The organism is Halorubrum salinarum, from assembly GCF_013267195.1.
Lineage (GTDB): Archaea > Halobacteriota > Halobacteria > Halobacteriales > Haloferacaceae > Halorubrum > Halorubrum salinarum.
The window spans coordinates 2,269,744-2,293,994 of sequence record NZ_CP053941.1 but is presented as its reverse complement, the minus strand read 5'-3'; the positions used below and the strand labels follow the sequence as shown (position 1 = coordinate 2,293,994).

Here is a 24,251-nt window from a genome sequence, read left to right as displayed (position 1 = left end):
ACATGACTCGTCATACAGATACCTGGGTTTTCAATATCGATTCAGAAGTTTGGGACGATTGTCTCGGTCACAAGGCCGGTGACGAAGGTGACGAAGATGTCACTCCCCGATTCGGCTTCACGGATACAGACGGCTTGTCACCGGATGACTTTCGAGAAGGAGATACTGTCCTGGCGCGGATCGTCTCAGACGACTCTGGGATTGGAGCAGTCTTCGAAGTAAGAGAAATTGTTCCCGCGGACAAAACATCTCATTCAGTCCCCGGTTATGACTTCGAGTGGATTGTCTTCTGTAATACTGTCCAAGATGAATTTAATTCGATATACCGAGAGAATTGGGAGCGATTCGCGGAAGTGTCTAACGCCAATCTCGAAGCGGTGAAAACGCTCGCCACGCGAAATGTTGTCAATCTCTTTCCCGAGTACAAGCAGACGTACATCGACGGACTCTTAGAACACGACAGTGTTACGGAAGCCGTCCGTACACGACTCGAAAATTCGAGGGAGTCCAGCGATGAGGACGATTCCTCCATTTGGCCCGAAAAAAAAGAGATCGAGGGACGCAATTACAAGCAAGATGGAATCGATCCCGATCATCCCCTTGCGGTGTACATTCAGGAGACAGATGCCCGCATCTACAAACTGACGGCACCACCGGACAGCTGGCTCACAACCTTCGAATACGCAGCATTCGCCTTCGGGGAATCCGATCACGGACTGTGGGTGGATCTGTCGCCTGGTGACATCGTGCTCTTCCACTCTCGCAGCGAGCCAGCGCGGGAGGCGCTCGACGAACAAGCAAGCTGTATTCTCGGTGTAGGCATCATCGGTGCGCTGACGACCAAGCCCCAAGACGAATCCTGGTGGTACGATGAGCGACCCAATTCGCCAAAAGATCAGTCGTTCCCCTATCTTGTGACGTTTGACCGACTTTACGCTACTGGGGATATCGAGGACATCGATTTCTCACGATCCATCCTGAGCAAGGACACCACGGAGGCGAACGACAATCTCACAGCTCTGACAGCTAACGGAATGTCCTTCGAGACAGCGGACACAATCTGTAATGAGACCACAGAAGCTGGCTTTCCTCGCCACCGTATCCAGGAGCCACTCGATACAACGGCCGACTCGGAACCTGGCCGTACACTCGTGAACGCTATCACAGCGCACCTCAAGGAGGTCCCCCCGGTTGCGATCCACAAACCGTTTACTGGGAATCTCGACACAGGGTCACTCCTTGATGGGTTATACTTCCCGGATGAGCTGGGTGAAACCATCATCGAACAAATCGAAGCCGCACTCCTCGCCGGCGACCACATCATCCTAACCGGCCCACCCGGCACCGGGAAAACCGAGATCGTAGAACGCGTCGCCACGTACCTCGCTGACGCGTACCCGCACCTGTACTCCGGATCTGAACTCACCACGGCGACCGCTGACTGGTCCACGTTCGACACCGTCGGCGGGTACATGCCGACCGAGACCGGCGGCGACAACGCAGACTCCGATCTCGCGTTCACCCCCGGCATCATTCTCAATCGGCTCAAAGACACGCGGACCGGCGTTCAATCGAACGAGCCCGTCATCATCGACGAGTTGAATCGCGCCGACATCGACAAAGCCTTCGGCCAGTTATTCACGCTGCTCTCCGGTCAATCCGTTCAACTCCCCTTCACGCGAAATAACCGCGAAATCGAACTCCTCACCACCGACCACCTCGACGGCCTCCCCGCTGAACACCAGTACGTCGTCCCCGACTCCTGGCGGATCTTCGCCACCATGAACACGTACGACAAAACCTCGCTGTACGAAATGAGCTACGCGTTCATGCGGCGCTTCGCATTCATCCGCGTTCCCGCACCAGAATTCACCACCAGCGACGACGACACCGCACGTACTGAACTGACGACCGAGATGAACGCGTACATCGACGCGTGGGACGGGCTTGACCCGAGCGACGAGGAACGCGACGCGATTGGGCAAGTGTGGAAGCAGACGAACCAAGCCGTTGACGACCGGTCGATCGGCCCCGCAATCGTCCGCGACATGCTCACGTACGTCACGAACCGCCGCACCTCCGCGACAGACGACCTGTCTGAACGCGTCACCGAGGCCGTTATCAGCTACATCTTCCCGCAGCTCGAAGGCGTCCCGGAACGCAAGCAAATCATCACGCACATCGCAGCCGTCGACGCAACCGACACCGACACGCTCAGAACCGCTGCGAGCGACATGCTCCAAGTCACGATCGACACAGAGACTGAGTCATGAACCGCGAGGACCTCATCGACGGGCTCACCCAAGACATCCTCGCGTACGTCATGAACGGCGGGTTCCCCAAACGAGAACTCGCTGCCTCGATCAAACCCGAAGCGCTCGACCAACGCTTCGAGGACTACGAGCTCCTCCTCGACCTACACTTCATCCTCAAACCCGACGTCGTCGAGTTCGTCGAGCAACTCTCACAACGCCTGCGAAACGTCCGCACCGAAACGAAAACCGTCGCCCGCACCCAACGCGGTGGCATTGACGGGCACATCAACTGGGGCTCAACCGTCAAAGCCCGGTACTCCACCAACCCGAACGACCGGTCGCTGTTCGTCACCGAAAACCGGTCCGAAGACTACAACATCCCCGAAAACATCGTCCTCAAACGCCTCCTCTCCGTTATTTACACAACGCTGCGCGACGCCGACGAGTACCTGAAAGGCAACTACGACTGGGTCACCGACCGGTGGCAAGCTAACACCGACCTCATCGACCAGGTACAACGCACCGTCGAACGCAACGTCCACGTCCGCCGCATCCGCGACCCAGAAACGTACGAACCAACCGAACGCATGCTCACCACCGCCGCCAACTCCCGACAAGAAATCTACCGCGATGCCGCCACGCTTCTCCGCGCCCGTCAAGAATTATTCGACGGCAACCCCGATGCGCTACGTACACTATTGAGTCAAACCGCCATCACCCCAGACGACCAAGCCCGACTCTTCGAGCTTTATGTCCTCTTCCGATTCATCACCACGCTCGAAGACCTACAAGACACACAGCCCGTCTTTCAAACAATCAAAAGCGGACGCCAAGAAGTCGCCAAGATCGACGGCGAGCAAGAGATCGTGCTATACCACGACACATCCGCCAGCAACCGCGGCCTCTCCTTCCGCACAGAAGCGACGCCAGACGGCCGAGAGCCAACTCGTGCTGAGCACGTCCAACAAACCGCACGCGACGTCGCCAGCACGTACTTCGAGAAGAACTTCCAGAATCACACGGGCCGTCCCGACGTTATCGTCCTCGAAGTCAAATCCGACGAACCGATCACGTACGAATACCTCATTGCCGAAGTGAAGCATAGTACCCGCGAAGAAACAATCCGAACTGGAATCAAAGAGACCCTCGAATACCTCGCCTTCCTCCGAATCAACGAAGACTACGTGTTCGGGCGAGACACAACTGGTGAGGCAGATATCTTCGGCAACGGGTGGAATGGCCTCCTTGTCGTACAGGACCTTGATCGGGAGACGCTGTCCGTAGACGCACAGGTAGACGAGCCAATAACCATTCTACAGGCAGGGGAACTCAGTGAGGAACTGCCCGGAATTCTAAAGAACGTGCTAAATAGGTAGCTGAGTATATATGTGAACAGCAGGAAGACTGTGACTTTAGTTTTCTTTTGTTCTACTCCTCTCCCACAGTAGCGTGTTGCCCATTTTACGAGAAGAGATCATTCCTTCTTTTTCAAGCTCTTGAAGCCGCTTATACGCCGTGTCGTGCGCGCAGCCTACGTGGTCCGCAATCTCACCGGTACCGGCCATTCCTCCTTCTTCATCAATAGCATTAAGAAAATCGTCAGTAGGGTACTGACCGGTATATCGCCCTGTTTCTTCGTCACGGCCAGGCATTATTCTCCTGTTTTCGGTCACACTGATTAGTCCTGACGGTATTTCAACCTCCATTATGAGATATCCGAAAGGTATTTACCTATATGAGTACTCATAATGGATGTGGAGCCCAGCCCCGACGGGGCGTAACGATCCAACGAATGCCTGGGTGGTAGTGACACCCGGGCTGGGCTTCCCACGGACGTGAGAATCCCATGGTAAAGTCAAATCCGAAATGGCAAGAGACTATCGGTGAACAGTTTATTGAAGCTATATACCAGTTAGAAAAATATGCGCTCGGGGAAGGGGCCGCGATGTGTCAGGTGTGCGGCTGCGGACTCGGGGAAGGCGACGACGTAACGGCGTATGCCTTCCGGGCGGCTGGCAACCCGATTTTTGAAATTGGGTTCGTGATGTGCGGGGCGGATGAACACGAACACCCGTCGGTGTTTACGCGTGGTGTTCATGAACTGGTCGTCACGGGCAGGATCGGTCTCTGTACGGATGTTGCGACGCAGTCGTCGTGGTTGGTGCTGGTTGACCCGTCGCTGGTGGTGGTGAGTGCGGCGTCGTCGAGTGCGGCTCGTGCGGTGGGTGATGCGTCGCGTGACGGGATCACTGAGAGTGCTGAGACGGATGAGCATCGTGATGGCCCGACTTCACTCCTGACGGCTGTTTGTGAGCACATGCGGGCTGGTGGGGGTGGGCGGTGATGGTGCCGGAGTTTGAAACGGAGCACCTCGATTACGAGTTCACACTCCCGGACGACGTAGACGATCTCACACTCCCGGATGTGTACGTGGGGCTTGAAATCCCACTGCTCGCGCCGGGCGACGGGATTGTCACGGACAGACACCACGCCTCGGCTGACCGGTACGAGGCCGACGACCCGCAGAACCAAATCGGGGGCATGGTGTCGCCGTTCCCACTGTCGGGGTGGTTGCGGCACGGGTGTGAACGCGTCGTACAGGCAGCGGGAGGCACGGCGTGCCACCCGGGTGCGGCGGATGCGGAGTACATGCTTGACGACGTGTACGAGCGTGATCTCGATGCCGGCTACCATGAGAAAGGCTCGTGTGTGGATGGCGACGAGGGGTGTGTACTCTACGATTTGTTCGGTGGGTTCAATGACCGGGCGGGGCGTCTCGTCCGCAGACCGATCGGGTTCTCGCCGATCCGCAGGCAAGTGGACGTGCTCCAAGGCGAAGCAGAGGCGCACTACCGTCAACTGAACACGCAGGTCCGCTCGCGGAACAGCGAGGATGACGGGCAGCCGCTGCGGATGGCGTCGCGGGACGTCGTCGGGAACCTCGTGGGGACGTGGAAACTCTCGCTTCGAGAACTGAAACCGGAGTACGTTGGGCTGCTCGTGGAGGCGGTCGATTACCTCGACGCGCACAGCAACGAGTTCGAGTTACAGCTCGGTGGGGCGCGGAATTTCGGGGCGGGCATGGTTGATGCGCGCGTCATCAACCCGCTGTACTCGGACGCGGAGATCAAGCGCGTGTTTAATCGCGCGCAGGATGCGACGTCGGGGATGGAGTGGAAGGATGATGTGTGGCGGGAGTCGGTCCGCGGGGAGTTCGTGGCGGCGTTACAGGCGCGTGTGGCGGCGCGTGATGGTGACTCACCGGTGCCGGGAGGTGGGTCGGCGTGACGGACTCGGACGAGCCGAGCGGCAAGGATGAAGAAGTTGATCTCGATGAGCCGCGGCCGCCGACGACGGCGACGAATCCTGCGCAGGACCCGATTGAGTGGGAAGCGCAAGGCGAGAGTGATGCGGGGGTGGACGGGGAGTTGAATGAGCTGCAGTCGCCGACGACGGTGACGGAGACGGTGCAGGAAACGCCTGCGAGTATCTGGGAGCGCCGAAGTGAGAGGGTGTCGGGTGAGGACGAGGGCGAGTCGGGCGCGGGTGATGGGGCGTGACGGGGTCGGAGTCCGCTCAGGTGCCTGGTGGTGATGGTGAGTCGGGCGGGTTGGTGGCGGCGTTCCGGCACGACGTGCACAAGCTCCGCGGGAAGCGGCATGCGTCGGCTGACAGGGAGGTGTGCGGGGTGCGGGTGAATCAGTCGGTGCCGTGCGGTGCGGATGGGGATGCGGCGGTGTTGAGTCGGCCGTCGGGTGAGCCGGAGCAAACAGTGGCGAATCACGTGTCGCCGGCACGGCTTTCCCTGGTGACGGGGGCGACGGTCGCGGATCCCGGGGAGGTGCCAGCGTCTGTGGAGGATGTGCGTGGGCTGGTCAGGCCGGGGTGTTCGGACCCGGCGCGACTCCACGCTGAGTGGTTGACGAGTGATGTGGCGGCGCGGTTCAACGAGTCCGTGTACGTCCCGTACACGTCACTGAAGTACCACACGTTGCTGGTGGCGGCGCTGCTCGATAATTACCGCGCGGGGCACGCGTTCGAGGATCTCTGTCTCGTGGCGGAGCGGCCGGCGCGCGGCCCGCCGACTGGCGACGGCGATGATGGTCGTGTGGCGGCGGCGCTTGACGCCGAAGTGGTGGTGCCGTGCCGGACGGTGCTGTGGACGTCTGAACTGGCGGTCCGCGTGACGGGTGACGCACCTTCGACGGGGGCGGTGGCGTCGCTTGGGGCGGGGCCGGCGCGGGCGTTTGCGGATACGTGGTCGCGGTTGTCGGCGGAGCCCCTGGATTTGGAGCGGAAGTGGCTGCGCGTGGTGGATGCGCAACTACGGCGAGTCCGGTCGTTTTCGACGGCGCTACAGTACGTGGAAGATGTCGTAGAGCGCGATGTGGGTGCTGCGGTGCGTGGCGGGGTGGGGAGGTGATCCGGGCGGGTGGGCGGGGTCGACGGGGCGGTGCGGTCCTGGGGAGGCGACCTGGTCGTGGGTCGGGGCTGCGGGTTGTGGTGGGCTCGCAGCCGCGACGGGCGTGTGCCGCGGGCCGCGGGCTTGGTGCCGGGTTGTTCGTGGTGGGACGACGCGGGGCCGGTGCGCGGCTCGGAAACCGGTGGTGCGGGTCGCAGTTGGGAGTGCCGCTTCGACCCTGCCACCGAGACACGGTGCGAACACTGGACACGAGGTGTGCGGATCGCGTGACGGGTCGGCGAAGAACACTGGAAACAGGGTGTGTGGATCGCGGGGAGAGTACGTCGTGGAGAACACTGGAAACGGGGTGTGTGGTGCGGGGTGCTGGTAGTGTGGTGTGTGAACGTGTGGCGGTCTCTAGTGGGAGCGTGGGGTTGGTCGCGTGACGCGGATTCAGCAGGTGTTGTTCGCGTTGGAGGGGCCGTACATGGGGCACCCGTACTTTGTGAGCGGTAACGCGTTGTTTAACGCGATTGCGCCGCGCGTGAATGACGAGACGCGGCGACGATTGCGGGTGAGTCACGGGGTGTTCGTGCCGGAGGAGTACGGTGAGTATCCGGACGCGCATTCGATGCCGGGGTATGCGGGGAAGCTCGGCGGGTCGCTCCCGACGGTGGACGCGTACGAGGACTTGTTCCTGTACCGTGACCCGGCGCACCGGTGGATGCTGGATTCCAGGCCGCGAGATGCGCAGAACACGCACGATGTACAGACGCACGGTGGGCGCGTGGCGTACGCTGACACGTCGTGGTTTGGCCGGCCGGAGGAGATGCGGAACACGCGGCGGTCCGTGTCGTGGTACGTGCACTGCTACGTACATGTGGACGGGGCCGGTGACACGGTTCCGTTGAGTGACGCGGTGCTTGACGGGATCCAGGTCGGGGCTGCGCGGAACTACGGGTTCGGTGAACTGTCGGTTGCGGACACGCAGGTCGTTGAGTTAGCGGACCTGGATTACGCGCGGTTGGAAGCGGCGCAGCGGGACGGCGAGCCGTGCTTGATTGAGTTGGTGACGCCGTTCGTCACCGCGTCGGAGTACCCGGGTGCGGACGATCAGGACGTGCCGTGGTGGTGGAAGGTCGGGGATGACGAGGTGCGGCGGCGAGACACCCGCGTCGTCGATGACGGCAAGGTGTACGTGGTGGACACGATCGATCACGGGCAAGTTGTTCCGTACACTGGGTCGGAGCCGGTGCGGACGGCGGTGAACGGCGTGCGTCGCGTCGGAACGCATTCGAAGTACGGATTCGGAGAGTTCCGCGTCAGACCGGCTGGTGAGCGGCGCGTGCCGGGCCGGGCAGACGCCGGGGGTGACGGGGCGTGACGTTGCGGCAAGTGCCGTTCGATATCGAGACGACCGGGTTCGACGCGGATGACGTCGTCACGGTGGTCGGGTTCGCGGTGCCGCTCGGTGTCCGCGTGTTCGTGAACACGGGCGGCCGCGCCGCTCCTAGTATCGACGAGGTCGACGGCGACGTGGTCGTGAAGGCGTCGACGCACTCGTCCGAGGACGACCTACTAGCGGCCGTGTCCGGGTTCGTTGCGGAGCGGTTCCGGGACGCGGACGTGTTGCTCGTCGCGTACAACGGAGAACGGTGGGGCGGCGGGTTTGACCTGCCGTTCCTCCGCACGCGGTTCGCGCGCCTTGATTTGTCGTGGGCGTTCGCGGGGGTGCCGTACGCGGACGTCATGCCGGTCGTTTCGAAGCGGTTCAACACGACTGTTGACGGGGACGCGCGCAACGATCTCGACACTGCGTACGACGTGCTGTGCGACGGCGAGTACGGTGAGCTCGACCCGTTCGCGGAGAGTAGCGAGGCGGTGACGGCGTTCGAGGAGGCGCGGTTCGCGGCGCTCGCGGCGCATAACGTGGCGGACGTGCTGCGGACGCGTGGCCTCGGGCGGCTCGCGGAACGGTACTGTGCGAAATCAGAGTTCGACGTGAAGTCGCTAACACCGACACGGACCGACACATGACACGGCACGCAACGCGGTTGACGGCGGGTGATGGACAGTGAGTACGGACGACTTCCCCGATGACATCGACGGATTCCGAACCGCGGGGAAAGAGTCGCGGGCGCATCTCTGGCCGAAATTAGAGTTGGAGCGGCGTCGCCGCGCGCAAACCGAGCCGTTCTTCCACGGTGAGTACCGGTTTGAGCGGACGGTTGCTGACCGCGTTCCGGACTGTGCGGTGATCGGGGGCGACGTGAACCGGTGGATTGAGTTCGTCGCTGGATCCGACCAACCGTTCCGGGCGAAGACGCGGGAAGCGCTGCGCTTGGGATTCGTGGTTCACTGGGTGTTCCACACGGAGCATCGAGACCGGATGCGTGACGCGTGTGAGGCGTTGACGCCGGAGTTACAAGCGCCGTTCCGGTTCGGTGAGTATGACCCGGTGGCCGAGACGTTGTCGCTGGGCGATCCGGTGACGTTCAAGAACTATGCGTTCCCCGTGGAGTCGATGACGGAGTTTGAGCCGCGGGAGCTGCTCGGGTATCGGCGTGGGGCGGCGCGGATCGCACAGCGGGACGGCGCGTACGATCTCGGGATGTTCGATGTCGCCGGGTGTCAACGCCGGATCCTCGCTGAGTACCCGCAAGGCGCGTACTTTCGGTGTGTCGCGCCGGGCCGCCCAGTCGAAACAGGGACGTTCGGCTTCCCGACCGAAGACGGGCTTGTGCGACTCGTCGAAGACGGGCAAGTAACGCGGCTCGGACCGGTTCAGTACCGTCAGTGATCCGCGAGTGTAGTCGCGGGGTGCCACCTCGCCATGTGGCGAGCACCAACTCACGAACCCTGTCCGCTCAGCGGTAGAAAGATCTGGTCGTTCAGCAGAGCCGGGAGAGGAGCGGGGTTGAAGGTAGGGTTTCGATAGGGAGCCAGTCGTGCTGGCGCGGTGTCTGCTGTGACGTGCCGTGTGCGTGCCGCGAGGGGTGGGGGAAAAGTTGATAATCACACACCATCTCGACGTGATTGTAAGCCATCACCGGACAGCTCAGGAACGACGTGGATGCGTGATCTGTGCATCCGTAGTACTTTGAGGGAGGGTCCGGCTTCCTCGTCAGCCGACGGCACTGTAAACGACGCAACCGGCAACCCAGTCACAACTACGGATACACCAATGCCAGACAAACCCATCCGCGAGCAGTTCCCGACTGACTCGCAACGATACGGTAACGAGACGACAATCGACGAGACGTTCAGTAACCCGTACCATCCGCTGGACAACGAACTGAAAGCTGCGCTTGAGGACACGGCGCTGCTGAGTGGACCGGAGGCCTTCGCGTTCGTGTGGGGGCAACTCGGGACATCTCCAGTCATGACGGACGAGGAGATGGCTGAACAGTTCGTTCAACGACACGGGTTCGAGAGCTTGTCCGGCTTCAGGGAAGTCGCAGCCGAGGCTCGGTCGAAGATCGCTGAGGCGATCTGGATTTACGAACTGATTGACGCGTACCGATTCCCGGACTTCCCGGAGGAGTGCGCTGAGTGCGGCCGGTCACTCGACGGGATGTGGGTTGAACCAGATGACGGGCCGAGCCCGATCTGTCGGATCTGTGCCGACGTCGATCCTGAACGGCACTTCCCGTCAGGGAACCCTGACGACCCTCGATAGTAACGCGCGGCGAACACATTTTTATTTGAGCTGACGGGTGGAGGGCTGCTCATAAGCGATCGGGAGACGGTCAGCAGTCGCTGCTCGCTACTGCTTGAGATGATACTCTTGAATACGATACTCTGGAATATAATTATTCAGAGTATTGTATTTCGTGCGCGCTGAGTGAGCGGTATGATTGGGCTCGTGAAGCGTTCGGATGAGTTGGATCGGCTTCACGGCCTGTTCGAGTCGGGGAACGCGCCGCTCGCTGTCGTGTACGGGCGGGGACGACTCGGAAAACCGAGCCTCGTGAAGAAGATGCTTGAAGATCGGGGGAACGCACCGATCGTCGATGTCGGCGGTGGTAGTATCGGGACCACGAGATCGACGTCATCGGACTCACCGACGGCAAGGCGCTCGTCGGCGGCGAGCCCGAATAGGTGTGGCTCCCTTCACGCACTTCCCACTCCAGAGGAACCATGTACTACCTCGGAATCGACCTTCACAAAGATGAGTCGCACGTCGCTGTTTTGGACGACGATGCCGAGGTCGTCGAAGAGATTCGCGTCGCAAACGCGAATCTTGACGAAGTCGCCGAAGAATACGCTGGAGCCAAAGCGGCGATCGAAGCAACCAGCAATTACTACACGGTCTACGACGCCCTCGACGTGGTTGTCGCAGAGCCGAGCCAACCAAGCCGATCGGCTATGCTGGGGTGAAAAACGACCGGCTCGACGCGAAGTTGCTCGCGCAACTTTGCCGAGCCGGCATGATCGCTGAGAGTTACGTTCCGCCCGAAGAACTCCGGGAGCGCCGCACACTCGTGCGCGGCCGGGAGCGACTAGTCGAGAAGCGGACGGATTTCAAAAACGAAGTCCACGCTGTTCTCGACAAACACGGGATCACCTACGACTGGGATCCGTTCAGCGTGAACGGGAGAGAAATCCTCGCCGGCGAGGATTTCTCCCTCGGTGTGGTCGGCGATCAGTTGATGGAGTCGTTCCTCTCGATCATCGACGAGCTCACCGCTCAGATTGAGGAACTCGAAGAGATGATCGAAGAGACCGCTGCGTCTCTGGACGAGACGCAGCGGTTGATGACGATTCCCGGCGTGAGTTTCTACTCGTCGTTGCTGATCACCTCGGAGATCGGTGAGATCGACCGGTTCAACGAGGCGAATCAGGTAGTGAGCTACGCGGGATTGGATCCGGTCGTCCGCGAGTCAGGTGACTCGCGGACTAAAGGATCAATCTCGAAACGAGGAAGTGGAGACTTACGATGGATCCTCGTCCAATGCGTCCAAACGGCGGTTCATCGGTGTAACGATCTGTACCTTGGGCGGTTTTACGCTCGGTTGAAACAGCGGAAGAACCACCAGATAGCGATTGTCGCAACGGCGCGAAAACTGCTCGTGTCGACCTTCCATATGCTGGAGCGTGAGGAGGTGTACGATCCACCAAAGGTGAGTCGATGCTTGTCCACGTTTGTGACCTCTAGCGAGTAGCACCAGAATTTCCCACAGATTTTTAACATCTGCTTTCTTGGAAATTTGTTGATGAAGATATTGCGTGAAGAGAGTTATCAGTCTACTCCTAGCTTATGGCCTGGTGAGGAAGAAGTCCAATCTCCCGATGGCAGGGCTGACCCATGGGTCAAGAAAGATTCTGTCGTTATCCAATTACAGGATAGTGGTCCATATAATAACAGATTGGTTGTGAAATTGAAAGATGGTAGCGAGACTATTGAGCAGTATCAATTTGAGGTTCTCTCGGATGAGTATCGGATCTGCCGGCCGGAAGGTGAGGATCTACCAATTATTATTCTCCACTATGTCGCTGAGTTTGGGTACTACGTCGAAGGAAGTGAGAACGGGCCTTGGGGGCAGTATGAATATTTGATTGATGCAGCTGGACGCTTCCAAAAGCGAGCGCAACAGGCAAGTTCCCCAATTACTAATTATTTTTTCAGTATTGTCTCGTCTCACGTTGAACTTTTGTGTGTGAAGCTCGCCTCAGAGTCCAAGCTTAACGATGAGAAGTATGATTTAGAAGCATTAGAGCAAGAGACTGAAGCGGACAGTACAGAGGAAGCAGAATTCATCCACGGGATGACTGAACTTGAGAAACTCCCTCTCTCTGAAAATACGAAAATACCTGAGCAACTCAAACAATTTGGTCTTACTCCTGAGATCGTTCGTCCAAATGAGGGTCTTCATGGAGTTGATGTCAGTATATACTACGAGGAGCACCACAACACGATTGCGGTGGTCGTGACTCTCCCGTGGGGCATGAAGTATTTCAAATTTGATGGGGAAGTCGACGGTAAATGTACTCTTGAACTCACAGGTCGAGAAGAGCTTCCGGGGACCTTCATAGAAGAGTATCTCAAGAATGACGCTAATGTAGAAGTTATGAATATCCCAAGAGTGAGAGCCTCAGACACGAATGTGGAGATGCTTAGAAATTGCCGGATGCTGCTGGATAACATCCGTGAGACTGAAGGGATAAAAAACAGCTCAAGTATGGATTGGTTAGAAACGACCGAGCTTACAATCAATCTTAGTGAGATGTTCTTGAGTCTTCAGGAGTCAGTCGGAGAGGAACGGTTCTTACAAGTGCTAGACAACGTGTTGTCCGAAAGAGCAGATGATATTCGTGTTGATAACATAGTAGAGGCATCTTTCGAGCAATTTGAAACGATCGTGGTGCTACTTGGATCAGCAGCGCGACAGCTAGATGACGATGAAAAGCAAGAGGCCAGTGCCTACATTGAGCGGAAGAATCTGGATGAAGTTGATACTAATGCAATCAGCATCAAGGAATATACGGAATATCTCGCCAAGAAGTTATAGTGCTACTGTTGACTCTCTTACGTGCCTATAAGCGGAGATATACTTGCCGAAGTGGCCTTGTTGAAACCCTTGCTGACAAACATGACTGGTGAGTATCTGGAGGAAGATGGTTACTCTCCCGAAGTCACGACTCCTTCGGTTCGTTGAACGGGCTATGATGCTGGCTCGCCGTGCTGTGACACGGTTTTCGACACGCTACTCACGGAAGCGGTTCACGCTCCGCCAACATGTCGTCCTGCTCTGTCTCAAAGTGAAAAAGACGACCACGTACCGCGATCTTGTTGACCAACTCATCGAGATGCCTCGCATCCGTGATGCCCTCAATCTCGATTCAATCCCTACACCCTCGACACTCTACAAGGCGTTCGACCGCTTGGAGATGGCCGTCTGGCGGGTGTTACTGAACGTCTCGCTCACAGATTTACCGGTCAGTGGTGTCACTGGTATCGATGCGTCCGGGTTTGAGCGGGCGCATGCCTCAACTCACTACACGAAACGAACGAACCTCACCACCCAGCAGCTGAAGACGACGCTACTGGTCGATACGGCGTCCAACGCCGTTCTCGATGTTCACGTAACGACAACGCGGAAGCACGATACACAGATTGCGCCACAGGTGGTGAAACGGAACGCGGAATCCATCGCGGTGTTGACCGGTGACCAAGGGATACGACGACCAGAAACTCCGGCAGTTCGCCCATGACCACGATATTCGACCACTCATCAAGCATCGGGAGTTTACACCTCTCCACAAAGCGTGGAATGCGCGACTGGACAGCGATCTCTACCACAGGCGGAACATGAACGAGACAGTCAACGTGGCGATCAAACAGAAGTTCGGTGCATTCGTCCGGTCACGCCTGTGGTGGAAGCAGTTCCGCGAACTCGTCATTAAGTGCATCGTTCACAATCTGGAGCGAAGCCTCGCCATTTCACACGAGGGAGGCGAATGTCCGTGATTTCGAGAGGAACGGACTGCTGAATATAGAGGTTCTATACAGCAGCTTGGTCACGCCCGAGCTGCCAGATATACGACTGCCAACTCATGGAGCGCAGGATTCGCCGTTGCGCTTGGCCGTGCCTGTAAGACGGCCGAGAATGTATCGCGGAGCGGCCGGGATTCCTCGGCGGCGAGCGCTGTCGCAATAACCGTACTGCTCCGGGAGATGCCCGCAGTACAGTGAACCAGAACTGAGCCGTCCCTCCGATAGAGCCGTCGTGTAGTATCGACCGCCCCTTCGAACTCCGTCCAGTCGTTACCTGGCCCATCGTCCAGTGGATGATGATGTGTTGTCAGTGGGTGGTCGTCCGTCGAAACCGAGAGGACGTATTGAAACGACTGATTGTGCCGCTCAGAATCAGCCGCATGCTTGTTGCCCAAGTATAGGTTCCGCTCCCCGATCCGCCGGATGACGGGCTCGTCTTCAGCGTACCCGACGGGCCGAACGACAATCTCGGACATAGAAACTGTCTAACTGACACACGTACGGAGGGTACATATTTTTCCACGTTTCGGTGTGACCGACTTGCGCCCTCTATGTATCACGGTTCGGCGGTACTCCCAATCTCCCACCATGTGAACGCCCACTAGTGTCTCACCACAAGCAACCCGGAACTGAATGGGCCGACCGACATCGACAGGCATTGACGACTCGGCACACTCACGAAGATGTCCTCACCGACCGCCAATTCGAGCTCCTACTTGAAGCATGCTCAGATCTTCCAGCACCACGCGATTTTGAGGCACGATTTATTTGCCTCATCGCAGGCCGACTTGGGCTCCGAGCAGGGGAGATCGCACACTTCCAGACTGAGTGGGTGAATTGGAACCGTCGCACGATTCGTATCCCACAGCACGAACCGTGCCAATGCGGGTACTGCCGACGTCAGGCCAAGCAAGAAATCACTCACAACGACGACCTATCTACCGTAGATGCTCTTGAATCCCGATGGCATCCGAGAAAGTCGCTTCCGCACGGCTCATTCCATTTGATCTCTCGCTTCGGCTTGAGCTGTGCGTTGAACGTTTTGCTAGCCGGTACGATGCGTTTCCCCGCTCGCGGTCTACAATCAACAGGCGAGTACAGGCCGCAGCCGACGAAGCCGACCTTTCGGGACGTGTCTACCCACACTGTCTACGAGCGACTGCTGCCAGCTACCACGCTTACAAGGGCGTCGCCCCTGTACCGCTCCAAGCTCTGATGGGGTGGAGCAATCTGGCGATTGCGCAAAAATACATCCGCATCTCAGGGACAGCAACGGCTGATGCACTACGTCGTGTCCATCACGGGTAGGAACTTCACAAACAACGTTCAGTAGCGACGTGACCGATACAGAGGGTGTATGTAGCAGAGCAAATACTGGCAAACCGAAGTGTAGCTAACAGACTGGATCATCTCTGCGCGAAGAACACGCCAGCTTCGTCACATACGACATCAGTCTGCTCGACAGTACCACAGGCCGAAAGGAAACGAAAAACTACACACAGCCGAACATCACGCTGCCGGAGGCGGACAGACAGCCCAACGTGGAGCGGTCAGTTGACCTGCCCCGACAGTTCTGCTCCCGCTTTGAACTTCACCTCGTTCGACGCGCTTCCCGCATTTGCGAGGTGGAGAATCGGTGCAGTCATATCAATGGTCGTCACGAACCCGTACTCGTCTCCATCAACCGTCCCACGCGACAAAACGCCGGCCTCGGCCAACAACTCAACCGACCCCGAAATGATCTGCGCTCCCCGTGCGTTGTAGCGAAGGGCTCCTGGAGTACCTCGGGACGCCCGCTCCAGCGCATCAAGGATGCCGTCACCATCCGAGTCCGAATCCACGTCGTCGAGGTCGATGCCCACGACTGCTGTCGCTTCTCTCATGGTCAGCACGGTCACCGCCCGTTCGTAGAGGGCTGCGTCGTCGATGATCCAGCCACCAGTGTAGATGAGTTGGTCATCGTTCCGATACTGCTGGACGTACAGCAACGCCGGGAACGGATGTGGACACTCGGGGGGCTGCACCATCACCTGAAAGACGGAGACACCAGACCCCGAACTCGGCAGCGACGGTCGCGTCCACACGCCCTCTCCACACGAGCTATCAGCCCCAATACGCTCACAGACTCTTTCCAAGCCGGGAGGAGTGCGGTCGCTGACCACCGCCGTCATCTCGTCTCCGCGGATGACTTCGAGACTCCCGCCTGTCGACACCGGGCCGGAGATTGCCGCCGACAGATGTGGCGACCAACACACGACCTCACCATTATGTGCCACACACCCGCTGTCTCCGTCAGCATCAGGAGCCGCTGCGAGATCGAACACCAACGGTACCCCATCAATGAGTATATCGTCGTGTTTGTTCCCCGTGATGTAGTCGATGAAACGCTGGGGCGTTACCGCCTCCCTGATACTTCCGTTCCCGCCCGGCACTTCCGCGTCAGGCAGACAGACCGTGAACCGTTCCGCTACGATTGGCTCCACATCCAGATATCGGAACAACGCTGCCCGTTCTCCGAGGTCGGACGCACCGGGCGCATCGAAAATTATCGGGGGGGCAAGATACTCACCCGTCAAGATAGCGGCGTCCTCGTCGGTAACGCCGAACGCCGCCCACTCACTCTCCGCGGCGTACTCCTGTGCCCGGCGAACGTCTGCCTCTCTGGCCCCGACGTTCTCCAGCGCCACCCTGCACACGTCGTCGGAACACCGCTCTAACTCGGCCCGCATCTCCGAGAGCGTTCCTGCCATCGCCTCCAGCGCCGCCGAAACCTCACGGTCGAGTTCCGGGTTCCGTCCCGTCCGGGCACTCCGCTTCGAGATCGTCGCCCACGCCCTCGCAGTCGCCTCCTGAAGTTCTGTGTCCAACCTCGACACGACCCGGAACGTCTCGTCGTCCTCGTCGAGGTCGTCGTCGAGTATGTCCGGCGGGCGCACCGTACTCCGGTTGCTCCGTGTGTTGTTGTAGTTCGCCCGTGTCTCCGCGGTCCCGTCTCCCACGCCATCGCTGTCGGTGTCAACGTCATCGAAGTCGGGGGCTGTAACGCCTGCCTTGTTGCTCCGGGTGTTGTTGTAGTTGGCCGCGCTGATAGCCGTCGCCGTGACCCACCCCTCCAGTTCGACATCACCGGACAGCGACCCCGATCCAACACTCAATGCGGGAGTCAATCGAGTAACACGCGGCTCGCCAAGCGTGGTGGCGGCGCCGTCCACAGTCCTCCCCGCAAACACAGCCGCCGGAGATGCTCCGGTGTTCGTCGCTGTCGAGGCCACCCGATCCAGACAGCCGCTGAGTCCGACGACAGTAACGGCACCAGTTGCGGCGAGTAGGCTCCGGCGGCGAAGCGGCAGATCGTCCGTGTTGGCGGCACTGCTCTTCGGAGATGATGAATCACTCATTTGGTATTAAATGTCACGCATTCATATAAGTTTTCTTATGTTTGAGGCGTAGACGTTACACTCATCTCTGGATGGATGCTGTCGAGGCATCGAACAGAGACGTAGATGACCGGCTCGCGCGCTGTATTCAGCAGAGCCCTGGGAACGTATCACCGGCTGAGGATTTCAACAGAGCCATTTGAGGTTATCCCATGCTCTCCAGGCTTGTGCGGCTCATCTGTTGTCCTCGCGTGTCGTGCCTGAAGAGGACGGAGGGATTCCGCGGACTGATCGGTGCGCGGCCCGCTGACGATCACTCACCGTCGTCAGTTGATTCGTCGTCCGGGCATGGTTGCTTTCCTGCGCTGGGATCGGGTTCGTCGATGATGTCCATGTCCTCGTCCTCGGGGTGGCCTTGCGTCGTCTCTTCGATATCGTCCGGGTCCGGTCGCTCCCCCGCGTTCGGTTCTTCGTCGTTGCTGGGCATGTCTGGTCGATGGGTGCGGTCAGGTAAGTGTGTGGCCCACAGGTCATCCAGAGTACCCCGTTACGGGTGTTCTTAGTACACTGTATGGTCGGGAACCGGTGAACGTACTCCGGCAAAAGCTGTCCGCTATTCGGTAGTGCCGCTGAAATCCATCGCCAGAACGGGTGACGGGATGAAAGCTGCGGTATTGGGAAAATTTGATTGTTATCCCACGCGTTGTATGAGGTATGACGACTGAGACTGATGATCGAGGGAGAATTTACCTCTCGAAGGATCTCCGAGATCGTCACGGCGAGCGGTTCCGCGTGGTTGACCTGCCGAGTCGAATCGTCCTCGTTCCCGTGGACGACGACCCGCTACAAGCGGTCCGTGAGAGCGTGGGCCCCGCTTTCGAGGGGAAGGATATCGATGAGCTTCGTGAAGACGCGCGGGCAGCGATCGCGGAGGAGGCCCGCCGAGAAACCGCGGAGGAGTCTGACACGTGACGGCGACGTACGTCGAAACCAATTTTCTCTTCGCCGTGGCGAAACCCGACGACTGGCTGAGCGAGGAAGTCGAAGCGGTCCTCGCCGAGGAATCCGTCGAAACGTCGCTGCTCGCGTACGCGGAGTTTCTCGTCGCCGCGTACAGGGAAGACGACGGGTTCGAGTTCGAGGTGACACCGCTCGTTGCGAACATGCTTGATTTGGTTCCGCTGCCGTCACCGGAGGAAGAGGAACTGCTGCTCGCGGCGGCAACGTACCTCGATGACCACGATCTCACGCCGTTCGACGCGCTTCACGCGGCACACGCTGCGACGCGCCACGGCGGCGTGCTCATCGGCTCCGACCAGGCGTACAACGGGCTGTCTGATCTTGACCGTCGGCCGCTCACTCCCGACTAACATGCTTTCGACCGCGCGGATCGCGGCGTGCTTACACCAGTTGGTGTTGTACGACTGGTGGTCTCCGAGCGGGAACGGGACGTGAGTGACACCGCGGCTGTCAGCGTCGGCGACGACGTAGTGGACGGCTTGCCCCGGGGTGAAGACTGGGAGCAGGGTGTTGTGTAACGAATGCGAACAATGTCTCAGATATACTACGTATTGCACAAGCTATACCCGGGTTTGGCTGCTACGCGGCAGCATCACATGACGACACTTCGGAGCCGGCTGTCGCAGCTCACCGATCCCAATGTTAAAGCGGCTGAACAGACGCGTGACGCGCTGCTTTCTGAACTCGATATCCCGGCGGACTGGACGGTAGCCGACACGGACGTCGAAATCGCGCAGGACGGAACGGAAGACTGGTTTCTCGTGGCGTTCGAACACCGGTCGGACCGGGCGCAGCGAGCGTCCGTCTTTCTGCTAGCAGACTCGCACGCGTTACAGGTCTACGTCGAAGCTGCTGATACCGATCACTGGAGCGAGCCGACGCGAGACGCCACGGAGATCTCGGCGACACTCCGCGGCCACGCGTGATCGACGTCGGACTCACGGTTGTGAACGCAACAGGGCAGTGACTGGCGAGGGATATACAGACTGCCATACTGATTGACGGGTGAAACTGGGAACGCAGCGTACTGAACGCGCTTTCCGGTGGGATCGTTCCTTGGACCACTCCTGATGCCGTTACGGGTCGTTGTTATCGGGATGTGTTGGTTCGTCTCGCGTGGTCCGCGCGCCTGGGTCGTACCCCGCGTCTTGGAGGTTTGAGAGGACGTCGTTGATGGTTTCGAGGGTGGTGTACAGGTTTTCCGTGGTGCGGCCGCTGGTGAGGAAGTCGGTGCTGTCCGTGTTTTCGACGAGGAGGTTGGCGTGCGCGACGTCGTTGCGGAGGTCGGTGATTTCATGGAGGCGCGAGTCTGCGCCGCCTTTCGTGGTGAATCCGCAGGCCTCCCGGCAGGCTTCGACGTTGGTGACGATGGTTTCGAGCGTGGAGAACTGCGCGTAGTGGAGTTCGTCGAGTGCGACGTTGGCGGCTTGCGCGTCTTCGTGCCGGGCTTCGATGTCGTCGATTTCGTCCGGGGTGACCGGCGTGGTTTTCCAGTCCGGCTTCGTGTCGAGGACGAGTTCGCGGAGGTGTTCTTCGAGGTATGTGATGCGGTCGAACAGGTACATGCGGGCGGGGGCGGTGTTCAGGTCGGCGCGGGTGAGGATTCCGGTGACGTGGGCGGGGCCGCCGAGGAAGTAGACGGGGGTGTCGATGAGTGCGGACAGCACGGCCGTGAACGGGGTGTCGCCGCTGACCATGTAGTCGATGGTGAGTGGGGTGAGGTGGTCGGCGAGCGTGGTGCCGTCGTCGTCGGTCGTGACGTCGGTTTTGTGGATGAATCCGACGGGACCGTCGTCGGCGTACACGGGGGCTGCGTCGTACCCGTGTTCGGCGAGCCACGCGGCGGCGGTGCTCGGCGGCGTGTCGTGATCGAGGTGTTCGACGGAGTGCGTGGCGAGCTCGGCCGCGGTACAGTCGTACAGGTCACGGGGCATGCGAGTGAGTGTGCCAGCCGCGGTTGTGAAATTACGGGAACGGCCGCGTGAGGGTGACTGATCGAGACACCCACTCACCGCAAGCTTGATGTTCAAAAAGCATATATTATTGCTTGATTATGCTTAAAAGGCATTTCTTGTCGGCGGGGGCGAGCGTCGAATACGGGGATGCGAAGTGCCTCTTCCCTGTCGATGAGCTGGATGCGACGGTACTCCAGTATCGAGATGCCCAACTCGCGCTCGACGGTGCCGACGGGGCGAGCGTCATCGTCGTCGCGCCGACGAGCCTCGCAACGAGTTACCATCTCACCCAGCACGCGCTGACCGCGATTCGCGTCGAGAGCCTTCCCGGCGCAGTCCGCAGGGAGATCGACGCAGCGATCGATGCTCTGATCGATGCGTTCGAACTCATCCAGATCGGGAAATGGAACAGTGACAGCCGGAACCACTCGCTCGCTGAATTCGCCGACACCTGACCAGTACCCGTTGACGCACGGACCAAACACATCCCTTCCACTACCTGTAATTCAATGACCGAGTCATTCGCTGACGAGTACCCGGAAGCCGCTCCGTACATTCAGAAAGCCGTCGACGAACACGGCGAAGACTGGGTGTTGGAGAACTACTACGAACAACTCTACCCGCTCGGACAGATGATGGCGATGCCGGAAAAAGAGGAACTCCCGTTCTACGATGCGGACGAACACGAGACGATGACGGAGGAGGAACGGGTGGAGATGTATCAGGCGTGGGCGGAATACCGAGAGAATCTCCGCACAGGGACGAAGCCCGGCGAGTAGCTGCCGCCCCACATTTTTCTCAGCGGTAGTCGTTGGTGACGTATGGACTCGGATCGAGCGCGGGGTGTGCTGCTCGGGTTGGCGTGCGGGGATGCGCTCGGCCGGCCGGTCGAATTCCAGTCGGCGTCAGAGATTCGGCGTGAGCACGGACGGCTCGACGAGATGATTGGGCAGGGGACGTGGAACCAGCCGGCGGGGACGATCACGGACGACACCGAGCAGGCGCTGTGTATCGCGCGGAGTCTCGTCGAACACGAGGAGTTCGACCCGGCGGACGTCGCTGAGCGGTTCGTCGCGTGGTATGATACCGGTCCGTTCGACATCGGCGGGATGACGCGGCGATCGCTCGACCGGCTCAAACGCGGTGACGCGTGGGACGAGGCGGGCCAGCGTGTGTGGGAGCAAAGCCGAGAAGGGCGGAACGCGGGGAACGGGAGCGTGATGCGGTGTGCGCCGCTCGCCATCTCGTACGCCACGGACCGGGGTTGGCTTGTGGGGGTGAGTCGGGAGTCCTCGCGGATCACGCACGCCGACCCGCGGTGTACGTACGGCTGCGCGGTGCTGAATCTCACACTTGCCGGCCTGCTTACAGACGCGGACGCGCCGTTACAGGATGCGCTTGACTACGTTGGTTCAGACGCGCCTGACGAGCTCGTGACGGCGCTTCGACCGCTCGCTCGTGGCGACCCACCCGACACGCTGGAAACGTCCGGATACGTGGTACATTCGCTACAGACGGCGCTCCACGATGGACTGTTCGCGGACAGTGCCGAGGAGGCGATCGTGGCGGCGGTAAATCGCGGCGGAGACACCGATACGATTGGAGCGATTGCGGGTGCGGTCGCTGGTGCGCGGTTCGGGGCGTCACGGCTTCCGGACCGGTGGCTTGCTGCTCTCGATGCGACTGACGAACTCGAATCACTGGCAGAGCGACTTGCGTCGGTGTCAGACAGGTGATGGAAGAGGCACTCGCGTTTTGTATCGGTGTCGGAGACAGATTTAGAGTCTATGTATTCTGAGCGGCTGTGAAGACAACTTCTGTTAAAATAACTCGTAACGACCAGCTTTATGTCGGGGCCGATTTAGATTCTATGTACGCTGAGCGGCTATGAAGTCAACAAACGACGAAGAGATTCAACGGAAGAGCCTGTCGGCGCGTGAGTCGCGGGCACTGTCACGGCTCGCAAGCGAGAACCGGCAGGTAATCAGTATTAGTGACATCGCGGACGCGCTCGACATTCCACGGAAGTCGGCCAAGGACATGGCGTATGCGCTCAAGGAGAAAGGGTGGCTTGAGCGGATCGCGCAGGGAAAATACCTGATTCTGCCGCTCGCTGCGGGTGAGAACGCCGTGTATACCGCACACGAGTTCGTGATTGCGTCAGCACTTGTGGAGCCGATGTACATTGGGTACTGGAGCGCGCTGAATCAACACGGATTGACAGAGCAGATGTCCCGCACGGTGTACATCGTGACGACAGAGCGCGCTCAGGAGCGTGAAATCCACGGGGTCACGTACCGTCCGGTGACGATCACGGAGCAGAAGTTCTTCGGGTATCAACCGACTGCGATCGGGTCGAACCAGGTGAACATGTCGAGTATCGAAAAGACGCTGGTCGATTGCGCCGACCACCCGGAGTTCTGCGGGGGTATCAGCGAGGTTGCGAAGGCGATGCAGAACGCTGTCGATACGCGCTGTTCGTGGGACCGCGTCGTCGAGTACCTGCGGCAGATTGGGAACGGTGCCGCAACGAAACGACTCGTGTATCTCGCCGATCAGTTGAACATCGACCTTCCGGAGTACCGGGACCTCGTCGAGAACTTCACGACCGGGTACCCGCTGCTCGACCCGACGAGAGAAGCGACGGGAACCCGGGACAGCACGTACCAACTCCGCCTAAATGTTGACCCCGAATCGTTCCTCCCCGGTGACTTCTCATGATTTCCGAAGCGCAACTCAGACGACTGGCCAGAGAGCTGGATGTCCGACTCGGCTACGCGGAGAAGAATTACGTCAATTCATGGATACTGTGGGCGATCTACACGAGTCCCTACGGTGACAACCTGCTGTTCAAGGGCGGCACGGCACTCAGCAAACTGTATTTCCCGGAGACGTGGCGCTACTCGGAAGACCTTGATTTCGGTGTCGAGGGAGCGTACCACGGGACCGAATCGGACTTACAAGACGCATTGGAAGACGCAACGAGAGCCTCCGGGATCGGCTTCGAGGTGACCAAACACCGCGAACTACAGACAGAAGCGTATCCGACGCACTACGTTGATATCGATATCCAGTACGACGCTGTGCTCGGTCACAAGAACACGACGAGTCTGGACGTGATGATCGATGAATACGTCGCGTTCGCTTCGGTGAACCATCGTCACAGCTACGAGGATGTCCCTGAATTCGAGGTGACTGCGTACAGTCTGGAAGAAATCTTCGCGGAGAAGTTGCGAGCGCTGTATCAGCGGTCACAGGCGCGTGATTACTACGACCTGTATCGGATGCTTACGGAGGCTGACGTTGATGACTCGGTTATTCTCCCGGCATTCACGCGGAAGTGTGAACACGACGGGCTGGATATCGACCTTCGTAACGGGCTCCCCGATGAAAAACGCGGTGAGATCCGTGACGGCTGGCAGAACACACTTCCCGATTTGGTTACGGGTCTTCCTAAGTTCGATTCAGCCTATGACACGCTCGAAGACTACATCGAGTCGCTAGTAGACGAAGAAGAACGCTAATCTTGGACGTAGTCGACGGTGCGACCGAGTTGAGGCTGCGCTCCACCGGTGTTCGGTTTTCTGCTTCGACGATCGGTTCGTATCAAACGCTTCCGATGTGCGGTTCCGCGCTCAGACACGGAACGGGGTGTTTCCGGAATTGCCGGTGCGAGACTGTAACTGGAATCCACGGGGCGAGAGCGCAACACGACCCGCATCTTCGGTCACTCTCTCAAGCACC

At 59.2% G+C, this 24,251-nt stretch carries 25 protein-coding genes and 2 pseudogenes; 22 read left to right on the top strand and 5 right to left on the bottom strand.

The features are described 5' to 3' along the window. Positions 1-353: 353 nt before the first annotated feature. A complete protein-coding gene (locus tag HPS36_RS11765) occupies positions 354-2,273 on the top strand; it encodes an AAA family ATPase (RefSeq protein ID WP_173230279.1) in 1,920 nt (639 codons plus the stop codon). Next, entirely contained in the window at positions 2,270-3,631 is a 1,362-nt protein-coding gene (locus HPS36_RS11760; RefSeq protein WP_173230278.1) for a hypothetical protein, read from the top strand. Before HPS36_RS11765 ends, HPS36_RS11760 begins: the two co-directional genes overlap by 4 nt. Positions 3,632-3,667: 36 nt before the next feature. On the opposite strand, the gene HPS36_RS11755 is transcribed toward HPS36_RS11760, so the two are convergent. Continuing rightward, positions 3,668-3,961: a FaeA/PapI family transcriptional regulator gene (locus HPS36_RS11755; protein ID WP_321169534.1), complete on the bottom strand. Its 294-nt coding sequence runs from the start codon at positions 3,959-3,961 to the stop codon at positions 3,668-3,670. A 140-nt stretch (positions 3,962-4,101) separates the two neighbouring features. Here HPS36_RS11755 and HPS36_RS11750 point away from each other — a divergent pair, with 140 nt between their 5' ends. The 11 genes and pseudogenes from HPS36_RS11750 to HPS36_RS11700 all read left to right on the top strand — a co-directional run bounded on the left by HPS36_RS11750 (position 4,102) and on the right by HPS36_RS11700 (position 14,128). Beyond that, entirely contained in the window at positions 4,102-4,599 is a 498-nt protein-coding gene (locus tag HPS36_RS11750; protein ID WP_173230277.1) for a hypothetical protein, read from the top strand. Continuing rightward, complete coding sequence (locus HPS36_RS11745; protein ID WP_173230276.1) at positions 4,599-5,543, top strand: hypothetical protein; 945 nt, start codon at positions 4,599-4,601, stop codon at positions 5,541-5,543. The genes HPS36_RS11750 and HPS36_RS11745 overlap by 1 nt, the downstream gene beginning before the upstream one ends. Further along, complete coding sequence (locus HPS36_RS11740; protein ID WP_173230275.1) at positions 5,540-5,815, top strand: hypothetical protein; 276 nt, start codon at positions 5,540-5,542, stop codon at positions 5,813-5,815. Before HPS36_RS11745 ends, HPS36_RS11740 begins: the two co-directional genes overlap by 4 nt. Then, complete coding sequence (locus tag HPS36_RS11735) at positions 5,812-6,678, top strand: hypothetical protein (RefSeq protein ID WP_235681702.1); 867 nt, start codon at positions 5,812-5,814, stop codon at positions 6,676-6,678. The genes HPS36_RS11740 and HPS36_RS11735 overlap by 4 nt, the downstream gene beginning before the upstream one ends. A 421-nt stretch (positions 6,679-7,099) precedes the next feature. After that, a complete protein-coding gene (locus HPS36_RS11730; RefSeq protein ID WP_173230274.1) occupies positions 7,100-8,041 on the top strand; it encodes a hypothetical protein in 942 nt (313 codons plus the stop codon). Beyond that, positions 8,038-8,694 carry a 3'-5' exonuclease family protein gene (locus tag HPS36_RS11725; protein WP_173230273.1) on the top strand — a complete coding sequence of 219 codons (657 nt, stop codon included), beginning with the start codon at positions 8,038-8,040 and terminating at the stop codon, positions 8,692-8,694. The genes HPS36_RS11730 and HPS36_RS11725 overlap by 4 nt, the downstream gene beginning before the upstream one ends. A 37-nt stretch (positions 8,695-8,731) precedes the next feature. Continuing rightward, positions 8,732-9,457: a hypothetical protein gene (locus tag HPS36_RS11720; RefSeq protein ID WP_173230272.1), complete on the top strand. Its 726-nt coding sequence runs from the start codon at positions 8,732-8,734 to the stop codon at positions 9,455-9,457. Between the two features lie 384 nt (positions 9,458-9,841). Further along, complete coding sequence (locus HPS36_RS11715) at positions 9,842-10,336, top strand: hypothetical protein (protein WP_173230271.1); 495 nt, start codon at positions 9,842-9,844, stop codon at positions 10,334-10,336. A gap of 461 nt (positions 10,337-10,797) precedes the next feature. Further along, positions 10,798-11,822 (top strand): annotated as a pseudogene (locus HPS36_RS11710) (IS110 family transposase). A 51-nt stretch (positions 11,823-11,873) separates the two neighbouring features. Next, positions 11,874-13,169, top strand: a complete 1,296-nt coding sequence (locus HPS36_RS11705) for a hypothetical protein (RefSeq protein ID WP_173230270.1) — start codon at positions 11,874-11,876, stop codon at positions 13,167-13,169. Between the two features lie 106 nt (positions 13,170-13,275). After that, a pseudogene (locus tag HPS36_RS11700) lies at positions 13,276-14,128 on the top strand (IS5 family transposase). Positions 14,129-14,178: 50 nt separating this feature from the next. Here HPS36_RS11700 and HPS36_RS11695 read toward each other — a convergent pair. Then, positions 14,179-14,631: a protein-tyrosine phosphatase family protein gene (locus HPS36_RS11695; RefSeq protein ID WP_173230269.1), complete on the bottom strand. Its 453-nt coding sequence runs from the start codon at positions 14,629-14,631 to the stop codon at positions 14,179-14,181. Between the two features lie 487 nt (positions 14,632-15,118). On the opposite strand from HPS36_RS11695, the gene HPS36_RS17045 reads away from it, so the two are divergent. Then, entirely contained in the window at positions 15,119-15,463 is a 345-nt protein-coding gene (locus HPS36_RS17045) for a tyrosine-type recombinase/integrase (RefSeq protein WP_222595373.1), read from the top strand. 242 nt (positions 15,464-15,705) lie between these two features. On the opposite strand, the gene HPS36_RS16875 is transcribed toward HPS36_RS17045, so the two are convergent. Together HPS36_RS16875 and HPS36_RS11680 are read right to left on the bottom strand one after the other, a co-directional pair. Beyond that, the gene (locus HPS36_RS16875) at positions 15,706-17,553 is read right to left on the bottom strand and encodes a hypothetical protein (protein ID WP_235681701.1); all 1,848 of its coding nucleotides are present in this window, start codon (positions 17,551-17,553) and stop codon (positions 15,706-15,708) included. 292 nt (positions 17,554-17,845) lie between these two features. Continuing rightward, the gene (locus HPS36_RS11680) at positions 17,846-18,019 is read right to left on the bottom strand and encodes a hypothetical protein (protein WP_173230268.1); all 174 of its coding nucleotides are present in this window, start codon (positions 18,017-18,019) and stop codon (positions 17,846-17,848) included. Positions 18,020-18,246: 227 nt separating this feature from the next. On the opposite strand from HPS36_RS11680, the gene HPS36_RS11675 reads away from it, so the two are divergent. The 3 genes from HPS36_RS11675 to HPS36_RS11665 all read left to right on the top strand — a co-directional run bounded on the left by HPS36_RS11675 (position 18,247) and on the right by HPS36_RS11665 (position 19,478). Further along, positions 18,247-18,504: an AbrB/MazE/SpoVT family DNA-binding domain-containing protein gene (locus tag HPS36_RS11675; protein WP_173230267.1), complete on the top strand. Its 258-nt coding sequence runs from the start codon at positions 18,247-18,249 to the stop codon at positions 18,502-18,504. Continuing rightward, entirely contained in the window at positions 18,501-18,902 is a 402-nt protein-coding gene (locus HPS36_RS11670) for a PIN domain-containing protein (RefSeq protein ID WP_173230266.1), read from the top strand. The genes HPS36_RS11675 and HPS36_RS11670 overlap by 4 nt, the downstream gene beginning before the upstream one ends. Positions 18,903-19,148: 246 nt before the next feature. Then, on the top strand, positions 19,149-19,478 hold the full coding sequence (locus HPS36_RS11665) for a hypothetical protein (protein ID WP_173230265.1): 330 nt from the start codon (positions 19,149-19,151) through the stop codon (positions 19,476-19,478). Between the two features lie 150 nt (positions 19,479-19,628). Here the strand turns inward: HPS36_RS11665 and HPS36_RS11660 are convergent, their stop codons facing one another. Continuing rightward, positions 19,629-20,486, bottom strand: a complete 858-nt coding sequence (locus HPS36_RS11660) for a CBS domain-containing protein (protein ID WP_173230264.1) — start codon at positions 20,484-20,486, stop codon at positions 19,629-19,631. Between the two features lie 119 nt (positions 20,487-20,605). Here HPS36_RS11660 and HPS36_RS11655 point away from each other — a divergent pair, with 119 nt between their 5' ends. The 5 genes from HPS36_RS11655 to HPS36_RS11635 all read left to right on the top strand — a co-directional run bounded on the left by HPS36_RS11655 (position 20,606) and on the right by HPS36_RS11635 (position 24,031). Next, positions 20,606-20,962 carry a hypothetical protein gene (locus tag HPS36_RS11655; RefSeq protein WP_173230263.1) on the top strand — a complete coding sequence of 119 codons (357 nt, stop codon included), beginning with the start codon at positions 20,606-20,608 and terminating at the stop codon, positions 20,960-20,962. 54 nt (positions 20,963-21,016) lie between these two features. Beyond that, positions 21,017-21,286 carry a hypothetical protein gene (locus tag HPS36_RS11650; protein WP_173230262.1) on the top strand — a complete coding sequence of 90 codons (270 nt, stop codon included), beginning with the start codon at positions 21,017-21,019 and terminating at the stop codon, positions 21,284-21,286. A 42-nt stretch (positions 21,287-21,328) separates the two neighbouring features. Further along, the gene (locus HPS36_RS11645; RefSeq protein ID WP_173230261.1) at positions 21,329-22,243 is read left to right on the top strand and encodes an ADP-ribosylglycohydrolase family protein; all 915 of its coding nucleotides are present in this window, start codon (positions 21,329-21,331) and stop codon (positions 22,241-22,243) included. Between the two features lie 151 nt (positions 22,244-22,394). Beyond that, a complete protein-coding gene (locus HPS36_RS11640) occupies positions 22,395-23,228 on the top strand; it encodes a type IV toxin-antitoxin system AbiEi family antitoxin domain-containing protein (protein ID WP_173230260.1) in 834 nt (277 codons plus the stop codon). Continuing rightward, positions 23,225-24,031, top strand: a complete 807-nt coding sequence (locus HPS36_RS11635) for a nucleotidyl transferase AbiEii/AbiGii toxin family protein (protein ID WP_173230259.1) — start codon at positions 23,225-23,227, stop codon at positions 24,029-24,031. The genes HPS36_RS11640 and HPS36_RS11635 overlap by 4 nt, the downstream gene beginning before the upstream one ends. The last annotated feature ends 220 nt before the right edge of the window (positions 24,032-24,251 follow it).

Bases quoted from the DNA above. Each gene is read 5' to 3' on its own strand.
- HPS36_RS16875 (WP_235681701.1), bottom strand. From the start codon at position 17,553: ATGAGTGATTCATCATCTCCGAAGAGCAGTGCCGCCAACACGGACGAT.
- HPS36_RS11715 (WP_173230271.1), top strand. From the start codon at position 9,842: ATGCCAGACAAACCCATCCGCGAGCAGTTCCCGACTGACTCGCAACGA.
- HPS36_RS11660 (WP_173230264.1), bottom strand. From the start codon at position 20,486: ATGCCCCGTGACCTGTACGACTGTACCGCGGCCGAGCTCGCCACGCAC.
- HPS36_RS11640 (WP_173230260.1), top strand. From the start codon at position 22,395: ATGAAGTCAACAAACGACGAAGAGATTCAACGGAAGAGCCTGTCGGCG.
- HPS36_RS11755 (WP_321169534.1), bottom strand. From the start codon at position 3,961: ATGGAGGTTGAAATACCGTCAGGACTAATCAGTGTGACCGAAAACAGG.
- HPS36_RS11680 (WP_173230268.1), bottom strand. From the start codon at position 18,019: ATGCCCAGCAACGACGAAGAACCGAACGCGGGGGAGCGACCGGACCCG.
- HPS36_RS11645 (WP_173230261.1), top strand. From the start codon at position 21,329: ATGGACTCGGATCGAGCGCGGGGTGTGCTGCTCGGGTTGGCGTGCGGG.
- HPS36_RS11635 (WP_173230259.1), top strand. From the start codon at position 23,225: ATGATTTCCGAAGCGCAACTCAGACGACTGGCCAGAGAGCTGGATGTC.
- HPS36_RS11760 (WP_173230278.1), top strand. From the start codon at position 2,270: ATGAACCGCGAGGACCTCATCGACGGGCTCACCCAAGACATCCTCGCG.
- HPS36_RS11650 (WP_173230262.1), top strand. From the start codon at position 21,017: ATGACCGAGTCATTCGCTGACGAGTACCCGGAAGCCGCTCCGTACATT.
- HPS36_RS11745 (WP_173230276.1), top strand. From the start codon at position 4,599: ATGGTGCCGGAGTTTGAAACGGAGCACCTCGATTACGAGTTCACACTC.
- HPS36_RS17045 (WP_222595373.1), top strand. From the start codon at position 15,119: ATGGCATCCGAGAAAGTCGCTTCCGCACGGCTCATTCCATTTGATCTC.
- HPS36_RS11655 (WP_173230263.1), top strand. From the start codon at position 20,606: ATGCTTAAAAGGCATTTCTTGTCGGCGGGGGCGAGCGTCGAATACGGG.
- HPS36_RS11675 (WP_173230267.1), top strand. From the start codon at position 18,247: ATGACGACTGAGACTGATGATCGAGGGAGAATTTACCTCTCGAAGGAT.
- HPS36_RS11705 (WP_173230270.1), top strand. From the start codon at position 11,874: ATGAAGATATTGCGTGAAGAGAGTTATCAGTCTACTCCTAGCTTATGG.
- HPS36_RS11750 (WP_173230277.1), top strand. From the start codon at position 4,102: ATGGTAAAGTCAAATCCGAAATGGCAAGAGACTATCGGTGAACAGTTT.
- HPS36_RS11695 (WP_173230269.1), bottom strand. From the start codon at position 14,631: ATGTCCGAGATTGTCGTTCGGCCCGTCGGGTACGCTGAAGACGAGCCC.
- HPS36_RS11665 (WP_173230265.1), top strand. From the start codon at position 19,149: ATGACGACACTTCGGAGCCGGCTGTCGCAGCTCACCGATCCCAATGTT.